At 36.4% G+C, this 23,756-nt stretch carries 28 protein-coding genes; 19 read left to right on the top strand and 9 right to left on the bottom strand.

Going from position 1 to position 23,756, the window contains the following annotated elements:
• Positions 1-44 precede the first annotated feature (44 nt).
• The gene (locus MKX37_RS24305; protein ID WP_002015882.1) at positions 45-521 is read right to left on the bottom strand and encodes an SMI1/KNR4 family protein; all 477 of its coding nucleotides are present in this window, start codon (positions 519-521) and stop codon (positions 45-47) included.
• An 89-nt stretch (positions 522-610) separates the two neighbouring features.
• Here MKX37_RS24305 and MKX37_RS24300 point away from each other — a divergent pair, with 89 nt between their 5' ends.
• The 4 genes from MKX37_RS24300 to phnA all read left to right on the top strand — a co-directional run bounded on the left by MKX37_RS24300 (position 611) and on the right by phnA (position 3,026).
• Positions 611-865: a DUF7660 family protein gene (locus MKX37_RS24300; protein ID WP_078422103.1), complete on the top strand. Its 255-nt coding sequence runs from the start codon at positions 611-613 to the stop codon at positions 863-865.
• Positions 866-901: 36 nt separating this feature from the next.
• A complete protein-coding gene (locus MKX37_RS24295; RefSeq protein ID WP_078422104.1) occupies positions 902-1,276 on the top strand; it encodes a hypothetical protein in 375 nt (124 codons plus the stop codon).
• Positions 1,277-1,629: 353 nt separating this feature from the next.
• Positions 1,630-2,403: a DUF2628 domain-containing protein gene (locus MKX37_RS24290; protein ID WP_078422108.1), complete on the top strand. Its 774-nt coding sequence runs from the start codon at positions 1,630-1,632 to the stop codon at positions 2,401-2,403.
• Between the two features lie 281 nt (positions 2,404-2,684).
• Positions 2,685-3,026: an alkylphosphonate utilization operon protein PhnA gene (gene phnA / locus MKX37_RS24285; protein WP_002089332.1), complete on the top strand. Its 342-nt coding sequence runs from the start codon at positions 2,685-2,687 to the stop codon at positions 3,024-3,026.
• A 50-nt stretch (positions 3,027-3,076) separates the two neighbouring features.
• Here phnA and MKX37_RS24280 read toward each other — a convergent pair whose 3' ends face one another.
• The 3 genes from MKX37_RS24280 to MKX37_RS24270 form a co-directional block, all read right to left on the bottom strand.
• Entirely contained in the window at positions 3,077-3,871 is a 795-nt protein-coding gene (locus MKX37_RS24280) for an ABC transporter permease (protein WP_002129719.1), read from the bottom strand.
• Positions 3,855-4,514: an ABC transporter ATP-binding protein gene (locus tag MKX37_RS24275; protein ID WP_002129718.1), complete on the bottom strand. Its 660-nt coding sequence runs from the start codon at positions 4,512-4,514 to the stop codon at positions 3,855-3,857. The genes MKX37_RS24280 and MKX37_RS24275 overlap by 17 nt, the downstream gene beginning before the upstream one ends.
• A 263-nt stretch (positions 4,515-4,777) precedes the next feature.
• Entirely contained in the window at positions 4,778-5,848 is a 1,071-nt protein-coding gene (locus MKX37_RS24270) for an NAD(P)/FAD-dependent oxidoreductase (RefSeq protein WP_002015890.1), read from the bottom strand.
• A gap of 428 nt (positions 5,849-6,276) precedes the next feature.
• Between MKX37_RS24270 and MKX37_RS24265 the strand changes: the two genes are divergently transcribed.
• From MKX37_RS24265 to MKX37_RS24235, 7 genes are all read left to right on the top strand, one after another.
• Positions 6,277-6,516: a YuzB family protein gene (locus MKX37_RS24265; RefSeq protein ID WP_002015892.1), complete on the top strand. Its 240-nt coding sequence runs from the start codon at positions 6,277-6,279 to the stop codon at positions 6,514-6,516.
• A 329-nt stretch (positions 6,517-6,845) separates the two neighbouring features.
• Positions 6,846-7,712 carry a diaminopimelate epimerase gene (gene dapF / locus MKX37_RS24260; RefSeq protein ID WP_002015893.1) on the top strand — a complete coding sequence of 289 codons (867 nt, stop codon included), beginning with the start codon at positions 6,846-6,848 and terminating at the stop codon, positions 7,710-7,712.
• A 41-nt stretch (positions 7,713-7,753) separates the two neighbouring features.
• Positions 7,754-8,107, top strand: coding sequence for a HesB/IscA family protein (locus tag MKX37_RS24255; RefSeq protein ID WP_002034566.1), 354 nt, complete (start codon positions 7,754-7,756; stop codon positions 8,105-8,107).
• Between the two features lie 268 nt (positions 8,108-8,375).
• Positions 8,376-9,134, top strand: coding sequence for a hypothetical protein (locus MKX37_RS24250; RefSeq protein WP_002129714.1), 759 nt, complete (start codon positions 8,376-8,378; stop codon positions 9,132-9,134).
• A gap of 87 nt (positions 9,135-9,221) precedes the next feature.
• Positions 9,222-9,413, top strand: coding sequence for a hypothetical protein (locus tag MKX37_RS24245; protein WP_002166530.1), 192 nt, complete (start codon positions 9,222-9,224; stop codon positions 9,411-9,413).
• A 32-nt stretch (positions 9,414-9,445) separates the two neighbouring features.
• Entirely contained in the window at positions 9,446-9,631 is a 186-nt protein-coding gene (locus MKX37_RS24240; protein WP_078203757.1) for a hypothetical protein, read from the top strand.
• A 177-nt stretch (positions 9,632-9,808) separates the two neighbouring features.
• Positions 9,809-10,162 (top strand): YxeA family protein, encoded by a 354-nt coding sequence (locus tag MKX37_RS24235; RefSeq protein WP_050001071.1) that lies wholly within the window; start codon positions 9,809-9,811, stop codon positions 10,160-10,162.
• A 30-nt stretch (positions 10,163-10,192) separates the two neighbouring features.
• Here MKX37_RS24235 and MKX37_RS24230 read toward each other — a convergent pair whose 3' ends face one another.
• Positions 10,193-10,654 carry a DUF523 domain-containing protein gene (locus MKX37_RS24230; RefSeq protein WP_002089319.1) on the bottom strand — a complete coding sequence of 154 codons (462 nt, stop codon included), beginning with the start codon at positions 10,652-10,654 and terminating at the stop codon, positions 10,193-10,195.
• Positions 10,655-10,885: 231 nt separating this feature from the next.
• On the opposite strand from MKX37_RS24230, the gene MKX37_RS24225 reads away from it, so the two are divergent.
• Positions 10,886-11,767 (top strand): helix-turn-helix domain-containing protein, encoded by an 882-nt coding sequence (locus MKX37_RS24225; protein ID WP_078203759.1) that lies wholly within the window; start codon positions 10,886-10,888, stop codon positions 11,765-11,767.
• A gap of 16 nt (positions 11,768-11,783) precedes the next feature.
• Here the strand turns inward: MKX37_RS24225 and MKX37_RS24220 are convergent, their stop codons facing one another.
• The 3 genes from MKX37_RS24220 to MKX37_RS24210 all read right to left on the bottom strand — a co-directional run bounded on the left by MKX37_RS24220 (position 11,784) and on the right by MKX37_RS24210 (position 15,004).
• Positions 11,784-13,031: an MFS transporter gene (locus tag MKX37_RS24220; RefSeq protein ID WP_003192140.1), complete on the bottom strand. Its 1,248-nt coding sequence runs from the start codon at positions 13,029-13,031 to the stop codon at positions 11,784-11,786.
• Positions 13,032-13,359: 328 nt separating this feature from the next.
• Positions 13,360-13,836, bottom strand: coding sequence for a GyrI-like domain-containing protein (locus MKX37_RS24215; protein ID WP_078422105.1), 477 nt, complete (start codon positions 13,834-13,836; stop codon positions 13,360-13,362).
• A gap of 178 nt (positions 13,837-14,014) precedes the next feature.
• Positions 14,015-15,004: an NAD(P)/FAD-dependent oxidoreductase gene (locus tag MKX37_RS24210; protein WP_033734311.1), complete on the bottom strand. Its 990-nt coding sequence runs from the start codon at positions 15,002-15,004 to the stop codon at positions 14,015-14,017.
• Positions 15,005-15,465: 461 nt separating this feature from the next.
• Here MKX37_RS24210 and MKX37_RS24205 point away from each other — a divergent pair, with 461 nt between their 5' ends.
• From MKX37_RS24205 to pepA, 5 genes are all read left to right on the top strand, one after another.
• Complete coding sequence (locus MKX37_RS24205) at positions 15,466-16,674, top strand: NAD(P)/FAD-dependent oxidoreductase (protein ID WP_002067919.1); 1,209 nt, start codon at positions 15,466-15,468, stop codon at positions 16,672-16,674.
• A 120-nt stretch (positions 16,675-16,794) separates the two neighbouring features.
• Positions 16,795-17,301, top strand: coding sequence for an NUDIX hydrolase (locus MKX37_RS24200; protein WP_002015875.1), 507 nt, complete (start codon positions 16,795-16,797; stop codon positions 17,299-17,301).
• On the top strand, positions 17,298-17,615 hold the full coding sequence (locus tag MKX37_RS24195; RefSeq protein WP_002089308.1) for a YuiB family protein: 318 nt from the start codon (positions 17,298-17,300) through the stop codon (positions 17,613-17,615). The genes MKX37_RS24200 and MKX37_RS24195 overlap by 4 nt, the downstream gene beginning before the upstream one ends.
• A gap of 86 nt (positions 17,616-17,701) precedes the next feature.
• On the top strand, positions 17,702-18,328 hold the full coding sequence (locus MKX37_RS24190) for a 3D domain-containing protein (protein ID WP_002129706.1): 627 nt from the start codon (positions 17,702-17,704) through the stop codon (positions 18,326-18,328).
• 205 nt (positions 18,329-18,533) lie between these two features.
• Positions 18,534-20,018 (top strand): cytosol aminopeptidase, encoded by a 1,485-nt coding sequence (gene pepA / locus MKX37_RS24185; RefSeq protein ID WP_002129705.1) that lies wholly within the window; start codon positions 18,534-18,536, stop codon positions 20,016-20,018.
• Between the two features lie 168 nt (positions 20,019-20,186).
• On the opposite strand, the gene cdaS is transcribed toward pepA, so the two are convergent.
• Entirely contained in the window at positions 20,187-20,792 is a 606-nt protein-coding gene (cdaS, locus tag MKX37_RS24180; RefSeq protein ID WP_002129703.1) for a sporulation-specific diadenylate cyclase CdaS, read from the bottom strand.
• A 143-nt stretch (positions 20,793-20,935) separates the two neighbouring features.
• On the opposite strand from cdaS, the gene MKX37_RS24175 reads away from it, so the two are divergent.
• Both MKX37_RS24175 and galU read left to right on the top strand, forming a co-directional pair.
• Positions 20,936-22,660: a phospho-sugar mutase gene (locus MKX37_RS24175; protein ID WP_033709550.1), complete on the top strand. Its 1,725-nt coding sequence runs from the start codon at positions 20,936-20,938 to the stop codon at positions 22,658-22,660.
• A 152-nt stretch (positions 22,661-22,812) separates the two neighbouring features.
• Positions 22,813-23,700, top strand: a complete 888-nt coding sequence (galU, locus tag MKX37_RS24170; RefSeq protein WP_002015869.1) for a UTP--glucose-1-phosphate uridylyltransferase GalU — start codon at positions 22,813-22,815, stop codon at positions 23,698-23,700.
• Positions 23,701-23,756: the final 56 nt, after the last annotated feature.

Genomic DNA, 23,756 nt, shown 5'->3' with positions numbered 1-23,756 from the left:
TATAATGAAATCTTGCACTATTGCGCACTCCTTTAGAGATAGGTTTACTCTTCATCTTCATCATAATTGTATGTAGTTAAATTTTGTAAGAAGCTTTCAAAATTAGGTGCTAATTCAATAATTTCCTCAAACTCATTATCGATAAATATAACTGGAGGATTTTCAGCTACGTTTCGATAGTCTAGTGCAATCCACGTATGTCCGTCACCAGATAAAAGCACGATATTCTCAGGCATGTCCCATTCCTGAATTAAATAATGGCTCTCTAAAATACTAGACTCATTTTCATCAAAAGAAATGCCATATAATCCAGAAACATTAACGTGATCGTCTGCCCAAGAATTTGGCTCTGAAGTAGGATGAGCATCTAATCGAAGAGTTCCTCCGTTTTGTTCTTTTAGAAGATTTATGTACGATTCTGGGAGCTTTACGTTTAGTACTTCTTCTGCTTTTTTTATTAGTTCGTCGTTAATAGGTGCTAATTTTAAATAGTCATCTTCTGCCCAAAGTGTAGTCTTCATATTTGGTCACCTCAAATAATAGTTTTAAGAATCTTATTTCATATATTATAGTTAGTTTAAATGACGAGCAATAGAAAGGGGGAATAAATATGGATGTATTTGAATACCTTGATCATGTAAATTCTAAGGAAGACTTGTTGAAGTTTCTTGTATATCTTCAAAAGGATTTCAAAGTGAATCAAGATGAATGGGAGAATATAGAGGTAGAGACTTATTTAGAGGCATTACATGGTTGGTTAGGTGCTTATGAAGGTGTTTATATAAATCAAGGGGAGAAGCTTTCAGAAAATATTCCATGGAAGTTTATTGCCCAGATGTTGCTTGCAGCAGCTTATTATGAATAAAATTAAATTTTAAAAAGATCTAATGGAGAAGATATTATGATTAACCACAATAAAATTAAACAACTTTTAGCACATGTAGATCGCGCTGAGGATAATGAAATTGAGTTAGAGTGTGAATTTGAACCTATGACAATCGAATTATTTAATAGTGAAGAAATAGAAGAAGGACAACTTGGTTATAGCTTTGATGAGGGAGGGCAAAACTTAGTCGGAAATGAAGAGGGAGATTGGAAAGACGGGTGGATTGTAATTGGGATAGATTCTTATCTCGGAGACCCGATCTTTGTAGATAGTAATGATGAGAATTGTCCGGTTTATACAGCTATGCATGGTGAGGGAGATTGGGAGCCAGAATGTATAGCTAAACGTATAGAAGATGTTATTGAGAAAGTGAAGGGTAATGTGGGATAGTTGTGTAAGTGGAAATATGTTTGAAATAGTAGAGAGCTAATTTGTGAAGTCTCTTAAGTCGAGATTTTAGGCTAGGTCATATTACAATAGTAGTTTAATAGGAGAAGGGTGTTTCAAAATGATTTTGATACATCCTTTTTTGCGAATATACAAGATGTTTAACGTAGTGTATTAAATATCTTATATATGAGTATTCTAATATATTTAATAGTAAAATGGAATATAGAATGGATAATTGTCGGAATGTATTCGATTTTTGTTCATTTTTATGAAATATAACTATTTTTTGTTAGATTCCTTCTTTTTATAGATATACAATAAAGTTATATAGAAATAAGAGAAGGATGATGTACGTGAAGGACACTGTTTTACAGGAAGCGATAGCTCCTAAAGAGTTACATAAAGTTGTGAGAAATAATACTGCATATTACGACTTTAAGTGGGGGAAAGCAAAAGATCCCGAGAAGGGAAATAGTTGGAACTGGATAGCCTTTTTCTTCCCATTATTGTGGTTAGCTTATCGCAAGATGTATAAATTATTTATTATTATTGCATTAGTAGGAGTTCCTACTTTAATTACCTCTGTTTTTATAGATATCCCGATGTGGATCGATTTTATTGTTTATTTCGGAACTATGCTATTTACTGGATGGCAAGGGAATCGTTTATATTACAAGCATACAGTTCGTGTTTTACATAAGGCAAAAGAGTTATCTGATGCACAACACAATTATTACTTCCAAACAAAGGGTGGCACTCATGTTGGGATTATGCTTGGATTAAATGCGTTATTATTTGTAGTATTTGGTGCAGCTGGTTATGGGTTATCGTATTTATCGACGGAACCAAATATAAAAGATGTAGTTCGTTTAAGTGATGAAGGGATTACATTGGAAGTTTTTACTGATGATCCAAAATGGACGTATGTAAAAAAAGAAGGACGTTTTGATATAGTAGAATTTACTGGTTATGATTATGAGGAAAAAAAGGATGTAAAGGTTAAGTTCGCTGTGTATTTAGATAAACAGAGATTTGAATGGAAAGAAATTTATTTAAACGATAAAAAGTTAAATGAAGAAGAAGCAGAAGAGTATCAATTTTATATTGAAGAAAATGCCTGGTATTAATATAAATAGATAATGATGTATCGCAAAAAGAAGAGTCTAATGAAGATTCTTCTTTTTATTTATGAGAAAGGATATGTAACAAGAAGAGAAAAACATTAGTAAACAAACGCCATACTAATTGAAATTTTGTAAAATACAATAAAAAATGAGAATTTGAGGTAGGCTTGTCAATAACGTGAGACTATGGCAGTATAAAGAAATGCTATACAAATTTTATTTATCGACATGTAAAAATCCGATTTGATTTTTACGTATAAATAATGAACGGAGGAAATGAATTTATGGCTACTTTACCAAATTGTCCAAAATGTAATTCAGAATATACGTATGAGGATGGCGCTCTTTTCGTATGTCCAGAATGTGCCCATGAGTGGGGTCAAGAAGCGGAAGCTGAAAGTAATGATGGTGCAAAAGTTGTAAAAGATGCGAATGGAAACGTTCTTCAAGATGGCGATGCTGTTACTGTAATTAAAGATTTAAAAGTAAAAGGAACTTCTTCAGTTGTAAAGATTGGTACGAAAGTAAAGAGTATCCGTCTAGTTGAGGGAGATCACGATATTGATTGCAAAATCGACGGTTTCGGAGCTATGAAGTTAAAATCACAGTTCGTTAAGAAAGCGTAAGATTAGCAAAGAAAAAAGACGCTCTGTAAGTAACTTGCAGAGCGTCTTTTTTATGATTGTACTTCAACTTCTTTCAACTGGCACCGCTTATTAAAGAACGTTTTATACCCAAGCTGTAAGAAGATAATAACAGAGAAAGCTGTACTTCCAGAAATGCCAAGTATAATCGCAATTTGATATTGGATAGCTGTAAATGGTGATACACCGGATAAAATTTGTCCTGTCATCATGCCGGGAAGACTTATAATTCCCATTCCGACCATGGAATTAATTGTTGGTAAAATAGCAGAATCGAAAGCGTCCCGTATGAGCGGAGCAGCTGCTTGTTTTGGAGTTGCGCCAAGCATAAGTGCACCTTCAATATGGTCTCTTTGTGATTTCATACTGTTTAAAAAGGTGTTTGCCCCGAGGCAAATACCTGTCATAGCATTACCGATTAGCATGCCGGCAATAGGAACGATATACTGCGGAGCATACCAAGGATCGTGTCCGATAATGACAAAGATAAATAGTAGAAGAGGGCCAATTGATCCAGCAATCATGGAGAGGGCAGCTACTCGTTTTAATTCTTTTGACATTGGAATATTAACTCGTTTATAAATATTGAAAATCGCAAAGGTAGTAATAGAAGTAATGAGAGCTATTGTATAAAACGGATTACTATTTTCAAATATGTATGTAAGAACATATGCGACTAGTACGAGCTGAATTGTCATACGTAATGTAGCAATTGTAATTTGTTTCTCACGCGGTATTCCTTTTAATTTCACAAGCCCGATTAAAATAAGGATGAAAATATATGCAGCTGCAAGTTGCCAAATTTGTAGTTCAATAACGCCCTTCAATTGATAGCACTTCCTTTCTAGTTGCACCGTTTGTTTTACTAATTTCAATAATATCGTCTGCGATTTCTTCTGGAAGTTGTTGCGAGTGCGTGATGAAGATAACTGTTTTTTTCTTTTCTCTTGCTAGCATAGTAAATTGTTTCATAACGCGGCGTTCTGTGTCACCATCTAGCGCCGAAGTTGGTTCATCTAATAAATAGACGGGCGGATCCATTAGTATAATACGAGCGAAAGCAAGTCTTTGTTTTTCGCCACCTGATAAAGAAGAGGCGTTATCTTCTAATTTTTTATCTAGGCTAACAGTCGTTAATGCGCCTTGCAGGGCGTCGTCATTTGGAAATGGCTTTTCAGAAAATCGAAGCCCCATTAATAAATTATCTTTAATTGTTCCATCAAAAATAGGCGGAGTTTGTCCGAGCATGACAACTTCACGGCGTAATTGAATGGGAGGATAATCTAAAATAGATTTTCCGTTATATTCAATTGTGCCAGATGTTGGTGATTGTAAATCGTTTAACATGCGAAGTAATGTGCTTTTACCACTACCACTTTCACCGATAATACAAGTTGTTTTTTCTTTTTGAATCTGTAAATAAGGAATGTGTAGAATATCTTTATATGTGATGTCTTTTAATATAAACATAAATTGCTCCTTTCTGATTCTAGTTATATCGTATCAAAAAGAGAGAAAAATAGAAAAATAAAGTCTCTTTAGAAGGAACATCTTTTTTCTTTGTTTTAAAACTTTGCGCGTGGCAGGAAAAGGCACTGACGGATCCTATACATAGCCAGTCCCTTTCGACCATTTAAAAAAATGCTTTTTTGTCGGTTTTTCATAGAATGACTGAGTAGTTACAAAAAATGAATAGAAAAAGGCTGTCTACTATGTAGGCAGCCTTTAAAGTATTAACCGTTATGATATTTGTACATCCAAAGAAGACCGGATTTTAATAATCTCGGTACACGTCCCATTAATGGTTGGTTTGCTAGTAAACCAAATCCATGTTTTTTGCCGAGAGAACCGAGAACACCTTTTAATTTAATAACAGGCAGTTCATCAGGAAGGGGTTCATTATTCCAACGTTTTAATAATATTTGGACAATTTGTTCTCCTTGACCTTCAGCAAGTTGAGCAGATGGTGCGTGTGGAAGTGCGGCACAATCTCCTACGACATAAACGTGCTCGTTATTTGGAATATTGTGATATTTCGTTAAAACAACCCGTCCGCTACCATCTTGTTCTACTGGAAGGTTTCGAACAACTTCATTTGCTTGAATACCAGCTGTCCAGACGATTGCATCACATTCAAGTGGTTCATCATGGTTGTATACAATGTTTGGTTCCACTTTTGTAATGTTAGAGTTTCGTATAATGGTAACTTTATGTTTTACAAACCATTCTTCTACGTATCTACTTAATTTCTCTGGATATGGGAATAAAATTCTATCTTTTCGATCAAATAAATAGATTTTTAAATCCGAACGGCTTTCGCGAAGTTCACTTGCCACTTCAACGCCGCTTAAACCAGCCCCAACGACAGCTACTGTTGCATTTGGTTCTAAGCTATTTAATTGTTCATATGTCTTACGTGTTTGTTCAATTGATTGTAGGCTATGTGTATATTCCTTTGCCCCAGGAACGTTATGATATTTATCTTCACAGCCAAGCCCGATAATTAAATCATCATATTGAATCGTTTCACCGCCATCGAGATGAACGGCTTTCGTTTCGAGGTCAATATTTGTTACTGTTCCGTATTGAATATTGAGACGTGGGTGCTCAGGAAACGGTATGCGAATATGCGTTTCTGAAATTGTACCCGCAACTAATGCATAATATTCAGTTTTAAAGCAATGATATGGTACTTTGTCGATTAATGTCACTTGTACATCATCTGGAAGTTGGTTGCTTGGAAGTAGCCGCTGCAGAATTCTCATTCCACCGTAGCCACCACCTAGTAGTACGAGGTGTTTCATGATGGATTACCCCTTTTCTGTTGAAATATCCCCTAATCATACAATTTTATATTAATAAAATATTTTGACTTTACACAATCAAATTATATCGAATTTGTGAACAAATAACAATGCATGAATGAATACTCTGTTGTACAATAAGAAGAAAAGTAAAGTAAGTGGTTTTCATTTTCTAGTTACTATTTACTATTTCATTATGAGTAGTATGTTATATAAAGAAGACCATCTATTATGAAGTGAAATAGTGAAGTAACTAAATAGTTTAGAATATATAACGAAAACAACAAGAAACAGCTTAGTTTTCTTCTTATAAATAAAGTGGAATGGTAACAAGTAGAGAGGGTTACTTATCCGTTTCGCAAATTAGGTATGCACATACCATATAAAGTAAATGGTAATTTGTTTAGAGATACAGGGGGGAGAGAGTTTTGATTAAACCATTAATCGAATTTTGTGTAGGTAACCTTGCAAGCGGTTCGCAAGCAGCTTTAGAAAAATTAGAAAAAGATCCTAATTTAGACGTAATGGAATATGGTTGTTTAGGATATTGTGGCATCTGTTTTGAAGGTCCATTTGCACTTGTAAATGGTGAAGTGGTACAAGGTGCAACAGTAGAAGAACTTGTAAATAATGTATATGATTATATGGATGAAAATCCAATGTTTTAAAGCGTTGCAAACAGGCAACGTTTTTCTTTTTTCATTTATCCCGCTATTTGCGGGCAGTAAGACTCCCACCTCAAAATTCAGCTGAAGCAAAGAAGTTAGGTTGAAGCCCTGTTGCCCGTCCCCCACTGATTAAAGTTTCACTTTATTAGGAGTGTTTATTTCGAAAAAAAAAAAGCCCTTTTAGAAGGGCTTTTTTCTTACACGATTTGTGTAAGAACGGCCTATTGCCAAAACACTGTCAAATATGAGAAACGGGGGACATTCATATTGTGTTCTAAAAGCATGCATTTTATACTTGAAATAATAAATTATTTTTGGAGTGAATAAAAATGAGCCAATTTTCTTTTACAAAAATGCATGGTCTTGGAAATAGTTATATATATGTAAATATGTTTGAGGAACAAATTAGAGAAGAAGATTTAGCAATTGTAGCGGAAAAGGTTTCAAATATTAATACTGGTATTGGTGCAGATGGAATGATTTTAATTTGTCCTTCTGACGTGGCACCAGTAAAAATGCGCATGTTTAATAACGATGGCTCAGAAGGAAAGAGCTGTGGAAATGGTTTACGCTGCGTAGCGAAATATGCGTATGAGCATAAACTAGTAGAAGGTAAAGTTTTCACAATTGAAACGTTAGCGGGTATTGTTACGGCAGAAGTAACGGTAGAAGATGACAAAGTTACATTAGCGAAAATCGACATGGGAGCACCTCGTTTAACACGTGAAGAGATACCGATGCTTGGTGAAGGAGAGACACCATTTATTCGTGAGAACTTCTTATACAATAATCACCGTTATGCATTTACAGCTGTTTCAATGGGGAATCCACATGCGGTTATTTTTGTTGATGATGTAGAAAAAGCGCCTCTTACAACGTTAGGACCGGTTCTTGAGACGCATGAAATGTTCCCAGAGCGAGTGAATGTTGAATTCATCGAGATTTTGAATGATGAAGAGATGAATTTCCGCGTTTGGGAACGAGGATCTGGTGTAACACAAGCTTGCGGGACAGGAGCATGCGCAGCTGTCGTTGCGGCAATTTTAAATGGGAAAATGGAACACGGTAAAGAAATTACGGTTCACTTAGCAGGCGGCGACTTAATGATCGCATGGACAGAAGAAGGAAATGTATTAATGAAAGGACCTGCGGAAATAATTTGCCGCGGAGTGTATGAGTACAAGATAGAAGCGTAAAGATGTATAATAGAATGAGAACAGAAAGGATGGTGTATTTCATGATTGAAGTAACAGAACAAGCAGCTTTTCAAATTAAAGATATGTTAAAAGATGCTGAAGATGGAGAGAAGTACGTGCGCCTTGCTGTACATGGCGGCGGATGTAGTGGTCTTTCTTACGGCTTAGGATTTGAAGTAGAACCAAAAGAAGACGACACAGTTCTTGAGTTTTTCGGTGTTGAATTTGTTATCGATAAAGAAAGTGCTCCGATTGTAAAGGGAGTGAAAGTTGACTATAAGCAATCTATGCTTGGCGGCGGATTCACAATCGACAATCCAAACGCGATCGCATCATGTGGATGCGGATCATCTTTCCGTACAGCGTCGAATGCTGGTAAGCCAGAAGATTGCTAAGTTTTTTCATCCCTTTATTCTAAGTGGAAATTGAATGGGTAGGTTGCATATAAAGACCTTCTTAGCGATGAAACCAAATCGTTAGGAAGGTCTTTTCTTTTGCGCTAAAAAGAAAAAGAGCATGACAAAGATAACGAATACATGCAAGAAGAAGGCTAAAGAGGATGCATGAAGGTGCAGGCTATATCGAATTGTATAGAACTGACTCGTTCCATATTAATTAAAATACGCTGATTACTAGAAATTAAAAACTACCGGAGGAATTACAATGAAGTCATTTAAGAAAGTACTGGTATTAGGGATGACGTTGGTTACAGCATCAATATTTGGAGCTTGTTCTAACGATACAGACGTGTTAACAAAAGCGGGGGCAAAGCAACAAGTGAAATCGGAAGCGGAAGTACTAAAAGAACAGAAGGAAACCCCTATGACTACGAGTGAACGTGACAGCATTAAATATGAGGACGCTACATCGTCACAGAAGCGTTATATTTCTCGTGACGAAGCCGAAAAGATTGAGGAAGGCATGACATATACGGATATCCTTAACAAGATTAACTACGGTGGTGAGAACATAAAACATTATAATAACAAGGAAAAACGCGTGTTTTATACTGAAAAGGATACGGATGGTACATATGAAATTATGGTTGAATTAAATACATATGGTTACGTTGTGAATATTGAACGCACTGCTATAAGGGATGCGGATAAAGAGAGTCCGGTATCTACGAAAAGCAGTGAAGAGCCTGTAAAGGAATATGAAGAAAAAAACGACCGCGTACCGTGGTATAAAGATGTAAATAACGATTCGGCGGAAGTAGACTATAATCACTATTTGAAAATCAAAAAAGGTATGCCTGCGAATCAAGTAAAAGCTGCGATTGGACAGCCACGTATGATTGAGAAATATAAATCGTATTCAGTATACGGCTATACCGGTTATGGCGGCGAAGGAACATTACGTGTAATCTTCGAACCAAATGGAACTGTTACGCAGGTAGTAGAAGATGGATTACAACGATAATAAATTAATTACGGGAACAATTGCAGTAAAGTTGTCGGTGGCTTTATAAAGTCTTGGAGAGAGAACCGTGAGTAATCGGAGAGGACAATGATGAACGAAGATAAGATAACGATAATTATGCTAGCAGTATTAACGATAGCGTTAGTATTTGTTGGGGTTTCATCCAAATTCAATAGCCTCATTGTGGACGCTATCGCCGTACTATTTTTGTTGATAGCTACTGCAGTAGGCGCAGCGGTTGTAACAGAACGTAGATTGCGCAAAAAGAATGGGAAGTAGCAGTTTTTTGTACGAGCGGGAGGGGACGCAAGATTGACGATGTTTTTGAATTCGTAGGGAGATATGTGATTAAACCTATAACTAAATTTGTAAGTTACATTGTAATAGATATCATAATAGAGTGCGTAATAGAGGGTGTAATAAGCGGTATAAGGAAATTACGTGATAAGATTCGTGACAAGTGGAAAAATTGGCGTGGAAGACGTTATTGGCGTTAATAGATTGTCATGACTAGGCTAGATGAGTGTCAATAACGTTTTCAATGAAAAAACACTGATTAAAGTTTTAATTTACTATCTTACAAAAGTGTAATGTTTATGTCATGTTTTTGAATTTCTTCTTTAAAGCGAAGGCCTTAAGATAACAATATAAGAAAAACATATGAGGTGAAGGAATTGAAAAGATATATTGCACTTTTTAGTATTTTAGTCGTATTTGCAAGCCTATTAGTTGGCTGTGATTTAAACCGTATGGGTAAAGATGAGTATTACGTTCAAATTACAGTAGATGGAAAAGAATATCATAGTAAAGCTGATAATGGTGAGACGTTTAAAGATTATCAATATAAGCTAACTGGTTTTGATAAAGACGGTAAAGAGAAAGAATTAGAATTCATAGCGCAAAAAAATCTTCGTAAAGAAGCATTCCTACGTGTATATCATTCAGATAAAAAGGGTGTATCTGCTTGGGAAGAAGTGAAGAAAGACGAGCTTCCTGCGAAAGTGAAAGAAAAATTAGGTGTGAAATAAGACGGATGGAAAAGGAATTGACGAACAGGGTCAATTCCTTTTTTTACTTTCAAAATCCTCTTCTGAAATGACTTTAAATCCGTGTCTTTTAAATAAAGCAGTTGTCACTCCGTAACCAGTTTGTTTATTGCCGTTAAATTCCCCTGTGTAAATAGTAGAACTACCACAAGATGGACTGCGTTCTTTTAAAATTATATATTCTGGGTTTAAATCTTTTATTTGTTCTAATGCTTTATAAGCACCACGCACGAAAGCTTCCGTGACATCTTGTCCTTCTTTCGTCATTACTTTTGCTTTTCCATCTAAAACATCATCGCCATTACCGCCGATAATTTCAGCAGAAGGGCGTGGTGTTGGTAAACCGCCTAATACTTCGGGACAAACGAGGATGGTGTCTTCCCTTTGTAATAACTCTTCTATTTGTGAAACGAGATTATCGTTACCGTCATAACGACAAGCAATACCACCTAAACAAGCACTAATTACAATCATATTTTCATCTCCAATAAAGTGAAAATTTAATCAGTGGGGGTTTTGTCCATCCCCCACTGATTATTAGTTGAACCAATCGGGCTTTTACGGGCAGTTGATCTCCCACCTAACCTCCTCGCATTCGCCGAATCTGGAGGTGGGAGTCTTACTGCCCGTTAATGCGGGATAAAAAATATTAAATATCACGCCAATTTCTCTTCCTATTTCTTACCTATAAGTGAGGTGATAAAAATGGGAAGCTTATATAATTTAATGAAACCATATAGTCAATTTCGAAGTAAAGAAGAGTTTAATACATATCAAAAACAAGTTTTGAAGTGCTATCGATTTCAATTGAATAAAACGGATTCTATCATTATTCATTTTTTAGGAAAGTATGCGGTGAATGAGAAACAAAAAACAGTTGGTGTTGCTTGTCCATTAATGGAGACGATTGCTACAAATGTTGGAAAGAGTATTCGTACGGTACGCCGCTCGATTGCAAAGTTAGAAGAACTAGGGATTATAAAACGTATTGCAACAAAAGAAAGATATAAGCGCGGGGGATATAGTGCAAACTTATATGTATTTCTTAAATCTGCAATTGACCGCATGGATGACCGTATGAAAATGTCCGCATGTGAAAGTGATGATCGTACAGATGGCTGTAGTGGAAACGAGCAAAAAAATGAGGGGGAAACAATTCTTTCTAAAAACATTCCACAAATAAAAGAGAAAAGAAAAGTAACGTACGAGCTTGATGAAACGTATTGTCGTCACGATATACCGAAGCCTTTTATATACGCACTGGTGCCGATGACGAGTAATCCGAAGAAGATTAATATATTTTGGAGTAAGGTGGAACTTGCTTATAAAAAGAGCGGATTACTAGAGCAAGGTGCTTTATTAGAGGGGATATTAGCTGATGAAGAAGCGTATGGAAATTTAATTTGGCGGGTGAAAAGTGTTGTGAGAGCGTATAAGTACGGAGAAATTCGTAAAGATGTTGGAGCACTATTGTATAGTACGATGCGAGATTTATTTTTAGAAATTGGATTAGAGTGGGGAGCGGCATTAAGGAGAAGTAAGGGAATACCGTTATTCGATCCATTTAAAAAAGAGTCATGCATATAATACATGACTCTAAGAGCTAATCGAACTTTCTTACAACTGGAACACGAATTGCTACAAATAGTACAAAGACGATAACAGCGATTGCACCGCTTTTCATAACCGTTACAATTGGAATGCCGATTCCAAGTGCAAGCGATGTAAATGCGTAAGAGAGCGGAATGAATCCCATCGATGAAAGCATGAGTAGGCTCATTACGCGTCCCATCATTTCTTCTTTTACTGTCGACTGAATCATCGCCATAAGTGGAACAATTGCCATTGCGATTGTAATACCGTAAAACATTCCAGCTAATAACGCTTGCCAAAGTACGGTGCTAAAATTGATGGCTAGGAAGAATACACCAGACAGTAGCATCATGATAATGCAAAATAGTCCACGTCTACGATTAATATTTTTTAATCCGACAATGACAGCTCCTATCGCCATCCCGCCGCCAACAGACGCTTCTAAGTAACTAAACTGAAGTGAATCACCGTGCAGAACGTTTTTTACGAAGAGCGGAAATCCTACTTGCATTGGGCCGATTAAAAATAAGTTTAAAAAGGCGCTACATATAAGGAAAGTTGAAAGAAATGGTGATTCTTTTACATATAAAATTCCCTCTTTAATAGAAGTAAACATGCCTTTATCTGTTTCATTTTTTTCGGGTACGGTAAATTGTATTTTTTGAACGAGTATTGCAGCGATAATGAGTAGCAGGATTGTAATTGAAAAAATTGTTTCATAGTTCGTAAATTTAATGAGAATACCGCCAAGTACAGGTCCTAAAATGACAGATGCTTGGTTTGTCATTTGAGTAAGTGAATTTGCTTGTGTTAAACGGCTCTTTTCTACAAGTTCAGGCAGAATAGATCCATCTGCTGACCAGAAGAAAGCGTCAGCAAGTCCGAAGAACAATGCGAATAAAGCAAATGTATATAGTGTTACATCACCGACGATGAACCAGGTGAGAATAGTTGCGACAAGAATAGCGCGAATAATATTAGAGTAAAACATGATATTTTTTTTCGGGAATTTATCAGCTAATGCTCCGCCGATAATCATAAAGATGAGCCTTGGAACACTAAGAGCCACGAAAACAATACCGAGTGAAGCCTCAAGGTTTAATGTTTTTGCTATGTACCATGTTTGTGAAAAAGTAAAAAAGGCTAAAGCAAAGCTTGAAAAGAGAGTAGCTGCCCAAAGAAAAAGGAAATTCGTATTTTTTAATAACGGTTTTCCGCTTCCTTCTAAAGCAGATTTATTTTGTTGTAGTTCCTCCATATTGCTTCCTTTCTATGTACCGATTTTAGACTGAAAAACCTATTAACAATCGTTTTATCCCGCGTTAACGGGCAGTAAAACTCCCACCTCAAAATTTGGCTAGAGCAAAGAAGTTAGGCGGGAGTCGGGCTGCCCGTAAACGCCCGATTGGTGAAGGCTAATACTCAGTGGGGGATGAACAAAACCCCCACTGAGTATAGTTTCACTTTATACAGTTTCTAATATTTCTATACTGCACTTTCTCATTGTAGACAATAATAATGAATTTGCACAGTGGCTATTTAACGACAAAAAAGAAGATACCAAAGGGTATCTTCTTTTTTGTCATTCAGGCTAAAGCAATATAAATATCCAATTGTACGTTATTTGGATCTACTGCATTTTCGTCATAAAGCTCAAAGTCTGTTGTAAAAGCACGTTTGTTTTCTTTCGACCATTGCCAAATATATTCCCAAGTTTCACAAATGACTTCAGACACAGGACCTTTTCTCGTTGTAAATACCGCATACGTAGCAGCAGGTATTGTTAAGGTTGTCATATTTTCAGGAACTTCTTCTAATGAAGAAACAGGCATGCCGATAGTAAATTGATATGTACCAGTTTCATCCGATTCGTAGTTTGAGTAGAAAGCGAATGTTTCTTTTGTTTGTTGATTTGGAATTTGATGCATGATTTTTTCTTGGAAGTATTGGTTCCAAAGTTGTGGGATTTTTCCTTCAGTAGATGCCTCTTTTTCATTTGTCGTCGTAATAGAAACGCCGATTGCTTGGAAAGCTTCTTTCTTAATGATAATAGGTTCTTTCATTATAAAATTCCCCTCCATTGAATGAAACGTACGTTCTGTTTTATTGTAACATATTCTAGGAGTATGTGGTATTTTTTTCTAAAGTACATAGCTGTGAAGAAAGAGAGGTAATTTGGATTAGGGATCTTTATAACAAAAGAACTCCTTTCACGTAAAAGGAGCTCTTTTCATTTCTATATTAAAACATACTTGAGCTATGCATTGGTTGAAGTTTTGCGTTTGGATCGAAGTAAGCTTTTGCATTGTTTACTGCTGTCGGTGCTTCACCAAAGCCGCAAGCAATGAGTTTTACTTTTCCTTCATATGTACAAATGTCACCAGCAGCGTAAATGCCAGGAATATTTGTTTCCATTTTTGAGTTCACGAGGATGCTGTTCTTTTGAATATCTAAGCCCCAATTTTTAATTGGACCAAGCGAAGAAACGAAGCCATAGTTTACGATTACGTCATCAACATCGATGATAACTTTTTCTTCTGTTTTTACGTGCTGAAGGACAACTTGTTCAATCGTGTCATCACCGATGAGTTCAACTGGAACGTAAGGTGTGCTTACTTCTGCACGGGAATTCATTAAGCTTTCTACGCTATGTTCATGTGCACGGAATTTATCACGGCGATGAACAATTGTAACTTTGTCCGCGATCGTTTCTAACATCATTGTCCAATCTACTGCTGAGTCACCGCCGCCGAATACAACGACGCGTTTTCCAGCAAATTTATTCATATCATCAACGAAATAATGTAAGTTTTTCTTTTCGTATTTTGCTGTGCCTTCTAATTCTAAGCGGCGTGGTTGGAAAGCACCATTGCCAGCAGTAATGATGACAGATTTAGAGTAGTGAGTTTGTTTATTTGTAACAAGTTTAAATATACCGTCAGCTTGTTTTTCAAGCGTATCAACAGCTTCTTCTAAGCAAATAGTTGGATCGAACTTTTTCATTTGCTCTTTTAAGTTATCAACTAACTCTTGTGCACGCACTTTTGGGAATCCAGCTACATCATAAATATATTTTTCGGGATATAGTGCGGATAATTGCCCTCCAAGTTGAGGTAAGCTTTCAATGATTTTTACACTTGCTTGTCTCATTCCGCCATAAAATGCAGTGAATAGTCCTGTTGGGCCACCACCAATAATCGTTATGTCGTAAACTTTTTGATTTTCTGTCACTTTCATTCCCCCTATAGATGGAATTTTAATATTGATTTCATATATTGTTCATATGTACACGAAAATCCTGCAAATGATGACACTTTCAAATAAATGATAGCATATTTCAGTTAATAATACTTCTGAAAACGACTGAATAATAAGTAAGTTTGCGTATAGATGTTTTAGAATCGTATAAAATACAACGGAAGGAAAATACATGAAAAAAAGGCTAAAAAACCCTTGAAAACGCTATGTTATTTTAAAATATCGATAATTCTCTAGGTGCTTGAATTATGGAATGAAACCGACTAATATAGGGAAGTATTATGTTAAATTTCTATGACAAATTTCGTACGATTTTTTGACTGCGTTTTGTTATGATATAGAATGTGATAAAATCCACATTCTTGACAAATAGAGTTTTTAGTACTTGGTATTATTTTTTATTACTATTATATAAAGAAAAGGGTTGTGATTTAGTGAAGACTCCAAAAATCGTAGTTTTAGGTGCAGGTTATGGCGGGATGATTACGACTGTTCGTCTGCAAAAAACATTATCTGTAAGTGAAGCTGAAATTACGTTAGTAAACAACAACAGCTATCACTACCAAGCAACTTGGTTACATGAGAGTGCAGCTGGTACATTACAAGATGATAAAATCTGTCTAGATATTCAAGACGTTATCGATACAAATAAAGTGAACTTTGTACAAGATACAGTAGTAGAGATTAAAGCTGCTGAAAAACGTATTATCTTAAAAGATGGTGAATTAGAGTATGATTACTTAGTAATCGGTCTTGGTTTCGAATCAGAAACGTTCGGAATTAAAGGATTAAAAGAGCATGCATTCTCAATCACTAACATTAATGCAACTCGTCAAATTCGTGAGCATATGGAAGAAAAATTCGCTCAATATGCGACTGAAAAACGTGATGAGTTAGTAACAATCGTTGTTGGTGGCGCTGGATTTACTGGTATCGAGTACGTAGGTGAGCTTGCAAATCGTATTCCTGAACTTTGCAAAGAGTACGATGTTCCACGTGAAAAAGCACGTATCATCTGTGTAGAAGCTGCTCCAACAGCACTTCCTGGTTTCGATCCAGCATTAGTAGAGTACGCTGTAAAACAACTTGAGAAAAAAGGTGTAGAATTCCGCATCGGTACAGCAATTAAGGAAGCAACTGAAGAAGGTATTATCGTTGCCAACGGTGATGATGCTGAACTTCTTAAATCTGAAACTGTAGTTTGGGCTGCAGGTGTTCGTGGTAATGGTATTGTGGAAGAGTCTGGATTTGAAGCAATGCGCGGACGTATTAAAGTGGATGAGTACATGCACGCTCCAGGTCATGAAGATGTATTCATGGTTGGTGATGCAGCGTTAATCATCAACGAAGAGATTAACCGTCCATATCCACCAACAGCACAGATTGCAATTCAAGAAGGTTATAATATTGCACACAATTTAACTGTGTTAGTTCGTGGCAAAGGTGAAATGAAAAAGTTCGCATTTGATAATAAAGGATCTGTATGTTCATTAGGTCATGACGATGCAATGGGCGTTGTTATGGGTAAAAAGTTAACAGGTTGGAAAGCTTCATTCATGAAGAAAGTAATCGACAACCGTTACTTATTCTTACTAGGCGGACCTTTATTAGTTCTTAAAAAAGGTAAATTGAAGTTCTTTTAATATATAGTAGAAAAAGCAGAAACGGCTATGAGCTGTTTCTGCTTTTTTCGTATTGAAAATATAGTATAATATATAAAAAAGAAAGAATATTCTGTTCGTTTTGATGGAGGAGGTTATATCATGGGGAAGCGAGGGAAAGTGTGGTTAGCTGTCAGTGGCTTAGTAGCTACAGAAGATGGGAGATGGCTATTCGTTAAGAAAAAATACGGTGGATTGAAAGGGCAATGGTCTTTACCTGCTGGTTTTGTTAATGAAGGCGAGACTGTTGATGAAGCTGTGAAACGTGAAATTTTGGAAGAGACAGGCATTGTTGCTCATGTAAAGGGGATTATTGGTATTCGCTCAGGTGTTATTCATAATGAAATTAGTGATAATATGATTATTTTTCTTCTAGAGCCAGAGGGAGAAGACGTTATCGTACAGGAGAAAGAATTGTCGGAAGTAGCTTTTTTACATCCAGAAAATATTGCAGATGATCAAAATACTTCTGTACTCATCAAATATTTATTAGAAGGAAGAGCAGAGTCGCATTTTGAAATGGACAAAACATTAAATCCAGGAGAGCAATTTGGTTATACGGCTTATCATGTGTTTACGGCGTATGCGAAGGAGAGGGAGAAGAAGTGAGTATACCGGTACTACTTATTTCAATGATGTTGTTCTTTATTTTATTTTTTGGAATTGGATTTTTACTCAACATGATTTTGCGAGCTACGTGGGTAATGGTTATTGTATATCCGATTATTTGTATGCTTATTATTAATAAAGCGAGTGTATGGGACTATTTTTCAAAGCCAAAAGAAACATTTTCTTCATTTGGGACAAGTGTATCGCATTTAGGACACGCAGATGTGTTTATTCTATCTACTGGATTAGTAGGTGCTGCTTTAGCAGGAATCATAATTAAAAAACTTCGAAAAAGTGGATATCAAATGTTTTAATCTCCAATCAATTTGGAGATTATTTTTTTGCATATTCCTTCATCGTATAGGGAATGATTAACGATGAAGGAGTGTGGAATATAAAAATGTTAAAACGATATTGTATTCGCATTATGATGACTTGTTTACTTGCATTCGCATTATGCGTAACATGGCAGGCTTTCACAGGAGTTTCTTTATTAGAGATTATAAAATTATATGAAGGAACAAGTGTAAAAGAAGTACATGCAGCAGAAATTGAGAAAAAAGTTGCTCCGAGTAAAGAAGTGATAAATGCTTTAGAGCAGGCAAATGACTGGTCTAAATATCGTGTTATAGAAATGACTGCAACTGGTTATACATCAGGTATAGAGTCGACTGGAAAGAGGCCGGGGCATCCAGAGTATGGCATTACATATTCAGGTGTTAAAGCAAAAAGGGATTTATATTCCACAATCGCTGCCGATTTACGCGTATTCCCGCTTGGGACAATTCTATTCGTGCCAGGTTACGGATATGGTGTTGTAGCTGATAAGGGCGGTGCTATAAAAGGAAATCGTCTCGATTTATATTATGATACGGTGAAAGATGTTTATAGCCAATGGGGTAAGAAAAAAGTAAATGTGTATATAGTGAAAATAGGAAATGGCAAGTTTTCGGAAGAAGAGTTAACGATGTTAAATCAAGACGAAACGATGCAAGTGTTTCGTGGACAATATTTAAAACAAAGATAGTCTAGTGGCAATAACGCTAGACTTTTTTCTTGTCTTATTTCACCATAGAAGATATTGGAGATAGCATCTTTATCCTGCTATTTGCGGCCGGTAAAACCCCCACTGATTAAAGTTTCACTTTATATGAAATAACAGAATTTAGAATTGTCGCATTTTATCGAAAATAAAGTTATAATGGACGTAGAGAAATTTAGGGGGTCTGAACATGTTTCAAGTACAAAAAGAATTAGTAAGTCATGAAGCGGTAATTGTTGCCTTATTTGAAGAAGATAAAAAGAGTAGCTTTGTACAAGAACTGGATAAAGCGTTTGAAGGACAATTACAAGTTTTATTAGAAGAAAAAGAACTTTCAACTAAGAAGAAAGCCATTTCAAAAGTACATAGCTTAGGAAAAACAAATGTTAAACGTTATTATTTTGTTGGTTTAGGTAAGAAAGAGTCATATACAACGGAAACGTTACGTGCTGCTCTTGGTAAGGCGTTTAAAGCATTACAAGCAGCAAAAGTACAAGATGCAGCAATCTTACTTGATTCTTTCGTGACAGATAAATTAGATGCGATTGATGTAGCTCATATTGCGGCAGAAGTACAAGGTCTTGGTACATATGAATTACAAACGTATAAAACAGATAAAAAGGATCGTGTAGAATTAGAGAAGTTTACGGCTATTACAGCAGAAGATGCACAAGAAATTGAAGCAGCATTAACTGTAGGATACGTACATGGACGTGCAACGAATTCAGCTCGTACGCTTGTAAATATGCCGCCAAACGTATTAACAGCGACAAAGCTTGCTGAGTATGCAGTTGAATTAGCAGAAAAATACGATATGGATTATAAGGTTCTTGAGAAAGAAGAGATGGAAGAGCTTGGTATGGGTGCATTACTTGCAGTAAACCAAGGATCTACTGAACCGCCAAAAATGATTGCTCTTATTTATAAAGGAAAAGAAGAGTGGAAAGATGTAATTGGATTTGTTGGAAAAGGGATTACATATGATACAGGCGGTTATTCTTTAAAACCACGTGAAGGCATGGTTGGTATGAAAGGTGATATGGGCGGAGCTGCAGCTGTTCTTGGCGCGATGGAGATCATCGGTGAACTTCGTCCAGAGCAAAATGTAATTGCTGTTATTCCATCAACTGACAACGTTGTAAGTGGTACAGCATTTAAGCCAGATGATGTTATTACATCTATGAGCGGAAAAACAATTGAAGTATTAAATACAGATGCAGAAGGTCGCCTAGCGTTAGCTGACGGTATTACGTATGCGAAGAAACTTGGCGCAAATTACTTAGTTGATGTTGCAACATTAACAGGCGGTGTAATTGTTGCACTTGGAAATCATACAACAGGCGCGATGACAAATAATGAAGAATTGTTTGAACAAGTGTTAGAGGCTTCTATGGAAACGGATGAGCCAATTTGGCAATTGCCGATTTTTGAACGTGATAAAGAACGTGTCAAAAACAGTAAATTTGCTGATTTAAATAACTCACCAGGCCGTGAAGGACATGCGGTTATGGCTGGGACATTCCTTGGTGAATTTGCAGAAGAAACACCATGGGTACACTTAGACATCGCTGGAACATCTGAAACATCAGGAGCACATGATTTAGGACCATCTGGAGCAACAGGTGCAATGGTGCGTACACTTGCAACACTTGTTGAGCGTTTCGGAGAAGAATAATTTTTGAAGAAAGGGCTGTCTCAAATTTTTGGGATAGCCTTTTCTTATTGATATGGTATGACTATTGTCAGTTTTTGTCGGTAAGTCGATATATTTGGAGTTACGGTTGATATAATTTCATTTACTATTTTACCGTTTCAAAAAGTGCTACATAGTGAAAGATTCGTCCTATAAAGAAATCGTATATAACGTCCCGCCTAAAGCGAATGAAGTACGCCCTGTTTCCTCAGAGACAACTAATATAAGTGCATCAATTTTCTCGGATAAGCCAATTGCAGCCCTATGACGTGTTCCTAGCTCAGGATTGATTTCCATGCTTTTTGTTAATGGGAGAATATTAGCTGCTGAGACAATATGATTATTTTTAATGAGAACGGCTCCGTCATGAAGAGGGTTCCCTGGATAAAAAATCGATTCAAGTAGTGGCGCGGTTAAGTGTGCGTTTAATGTCGTTCCAGTTTGAATGAAAGAATCAATAGCGTCACTTCGTTCCACAATAATAAGAGCACCGTGTTTTCGAGCGCTTAAATGTTGGACAGCTGTAGTGATGAAATGTGAACTTTCCGTATAAGGTGATAAATATGCTTGAATATAATATGTAGCTGCTAACGTCTGTACATTTGTTAACATATGATGAATATCTTCCATTTTACATAAAATACATTCATCTTCTTTATCGATTGCATGCTTCATGTTTGATAATTCTTTTTCAGCAATTTCAATCATCTGCTTTGTTTTTATTTTGAGCTCTTCTGACAAGCCCCATTCTTGCATAATCCTCATTCCCTTTGGTGGAGTATTTAACCATAGTGTATACAAATATTTATAGTAAAATCCTGCTAGATTTTAAAAAATATTGAGATTCAGGTTGTTTTTTTCATATAATGAAGGTACGACAGGCGAGAGGAGATGGAAGTATGAATTGGAAACAAGAATTTAGTCGCTGGCTTTCATATGCAGAATTAGACGCAGAATTAAAAGAACAGCTAGAAAACATGAAGCAAGATGAGAAGAAAATCGAGGATAGCTTTTATAAAAATCTAGAGTTCGGAACAGGTGGTATGCGTGGTGAACTTGGTGCTGGTACGAACCGTTTAAATGTATATACAGTTCGTAAAGCAACAAAAGGATTAGCTATGTTTATTGAAAAACTAGGTGAAGAAGCGAAAAAACGCGGTGTTGTTGTCGCGTATGATTCTCGTCATAAATCACCTGAATTCGCAATGGAAGTAGCTGCTACTCTTGGTGCACACGGTATTACAACATATGTATTTGAAAGCTTACGTCCAACACCAGTGCTTTCTTTCGCAGTTCGTCATTTACATACAGCAAGTGGAATCGTTCTTACGGCAAGCCATAATCCGCCCGAATATAACGGTTATAAAGTATATGGTGAAGATGGTGGCCAGTTGCCTCCAAAGGAAGCTGATGAGTTAATTAGCTACGTAAATGCAGTAGAGAATGAATTAACAGTTGAAGTTGCTGATGTTGAGCAATTAAAAGCTGACGGTTTATTACATATAATTGGACAAGAAGTAGATGATGCTTATGCAGCAGAATTGAACAATGTCATTATTAATAAAGAGATGGTGAAAGAAGTAGGAAAAGATTTAAAAATCGTCTTTACACCATTGCATGGAACATCAAATATTTCGGTACGCCGTGGTTTAGAAGAAGTTGGATTTACAGATGTAACAGTTGTAAAAGAGCAAGAGTTACCAGATCCAAATTTCTCTACAGTAAAATCACCAAACCCAGAAGAGCATGCAGCGTTTGAGTATGCAATTCGCGACGGTGAAAAAGTAGGCGCAGATGTGTTAATCGCAACAGATCCTGATGCAGACCGTCTAGGTGTAGCAGTTCGCAATCACGATGGTGAGTTCCAAGTATTAACTGGTAACCAAACAGGTGCGTTAATGCTTGATTACTTATTATCACAAAAGAAGGAAAACGGAACGCTTCCAGAAAACGGTGTTGTTTTAAAAACAATCGTAACGTCTGAAATTGGCCGTACAATCGCAAAAGCATACGGTTTAGATACAGTTGATACGTTAACTGGATTTAAATTTATCGGTGAAAAAATTAAGCAGTATGAAGAAAGCGGACAATATGAATTCCAATTCGGTTATGAGGAAAGCTACGGTTATTTAATCCGTCCATTCTGCCGTGATAAAGATGCGGTGCAATCCGTCCTATTTGCATGTGAAGTAGCTGCATACTACAAATCACAAGGTAAAACGTTATACGATGGTCTGCTAGAAGTATTTAAGAAGTATGGGTTCTTCCGTGAGGACCTTGTATCGTTAACGTTAAAAGGAAAAGATGGTGCCGAACAGATTCAAAAGATGATGGCAACATTCCGTGAGAATCCTCCGAAAGAAGTAGCTGGTTTAACAGTTGTTGCAGTTGAGGATTATAAAGAAAGCATCATTACAACGTTACAAGATGGAAATAAGGAAGAGATTCACTTACCGAAATCAAATGTGTTAAAATATCAATTAGAAGATGGTTCTTGGTTCTGCTTACGTCCATCTGGAACAGAGCCGAAAATTAAATTCTACTTTGGTGTACAAGATGATTCCTTACAAAATAGTGAACAAAAGTTACTTACTATTAAAGAAGATATTATGAATCGTTTATAATAGAATAGAGTGCTACTGATAGGAAAAGAGGAGAACGGAGAACGGCCTCCTCTTTTCTTGTAGTTTTGTTTGATGTAGAGGATTATTACGAGCGAGTGTTATAAATTTACACTTTACTAAGAGAATTAGAATGAAAAGCGAGGGTATTTGTCATGAAAAAAGTGAGAAAAGCAATTATCCCGGCAGCGGGATTAGGAACACGCTTTTTACCAGCAACGAAAGCAATGCCAAAAGAAATGCTTCCAATTGTAGATAAACCAACAATTCAATACATCGTAGAAGAAGCAGTAAAATCAGGCATCGAAGATATTATTATCGTTACTGGTAAAGGAAAGCGCTCTATCGAAGATCATTTTGATAACGCATTTGAATTAGAGCAAAACTTATTAGAGAAGAAAAAGTATGAGTTACTTGAAAAAGTACAAGCTTCTTCTAAAATGGTAGATATCCATTACATTCGACAAAAAGAACCAAAAGGATTAGGACATGCTGTTTGGTGCGCACGTAAATTCATTGGTGATGAGCCGTTTGCAGTATTATTAGGCGATGATATCGTTCAAGCTGAAAAACCATGTTTACGTCAATTAATGGACGAGTATGACAAAACACTTTCTTCTGTTATTGGTGTACAAACTGTTCCTGAAGCAGAAACACATCGCTATGGAATTATTGATCCGTTAGAGCAAGAGGGACGTCGTTATCAAGTTCGTAAATTCGTTGAGAAACCAGCGCAAGGTACTGCGCCTTCAAACTTAGCGATTATGGGACGTTACATTTTAACTCCTGAAATCTTTATGTTCTTGGAACAGCAACAAGTTGGAGCGGGTGGCGAAATTCAGTTAACGGATGCAATTCAAAGCTTAAATGAAATTCAACGTGTATTTGCATATGATTTTGAAGGAAAGCGTTATGACGTTGGTGAAAAATTAGGATTTGTTCAAACGACAATTGAAATGGCATTGCAACACCCAGAATTACGTGATGATATGCTAGTAATGATGAAGAAAGTTTTAGACGAGCAAATGAAGCAAGAGTCTTAATATAGTGATATAATCCCCTGTTGGATGAGTGGTAAAGGAACGTATTTACTGCTTAA

Source organism: Bacillus sp. FSL R5-0709 (assembly GCF_038004785.1).
Lineage (GTDB): Bacteria > Bacillota > Bacilli > Bacillales > Bacillaceae_G > Bacillus_A > Bacillus_A mycoides.
The sequence above is the reverse complement of the archived record's forward strand: the minus strand, read 5'-3'. Positions and strand labels throughout refer to the sequence as shown.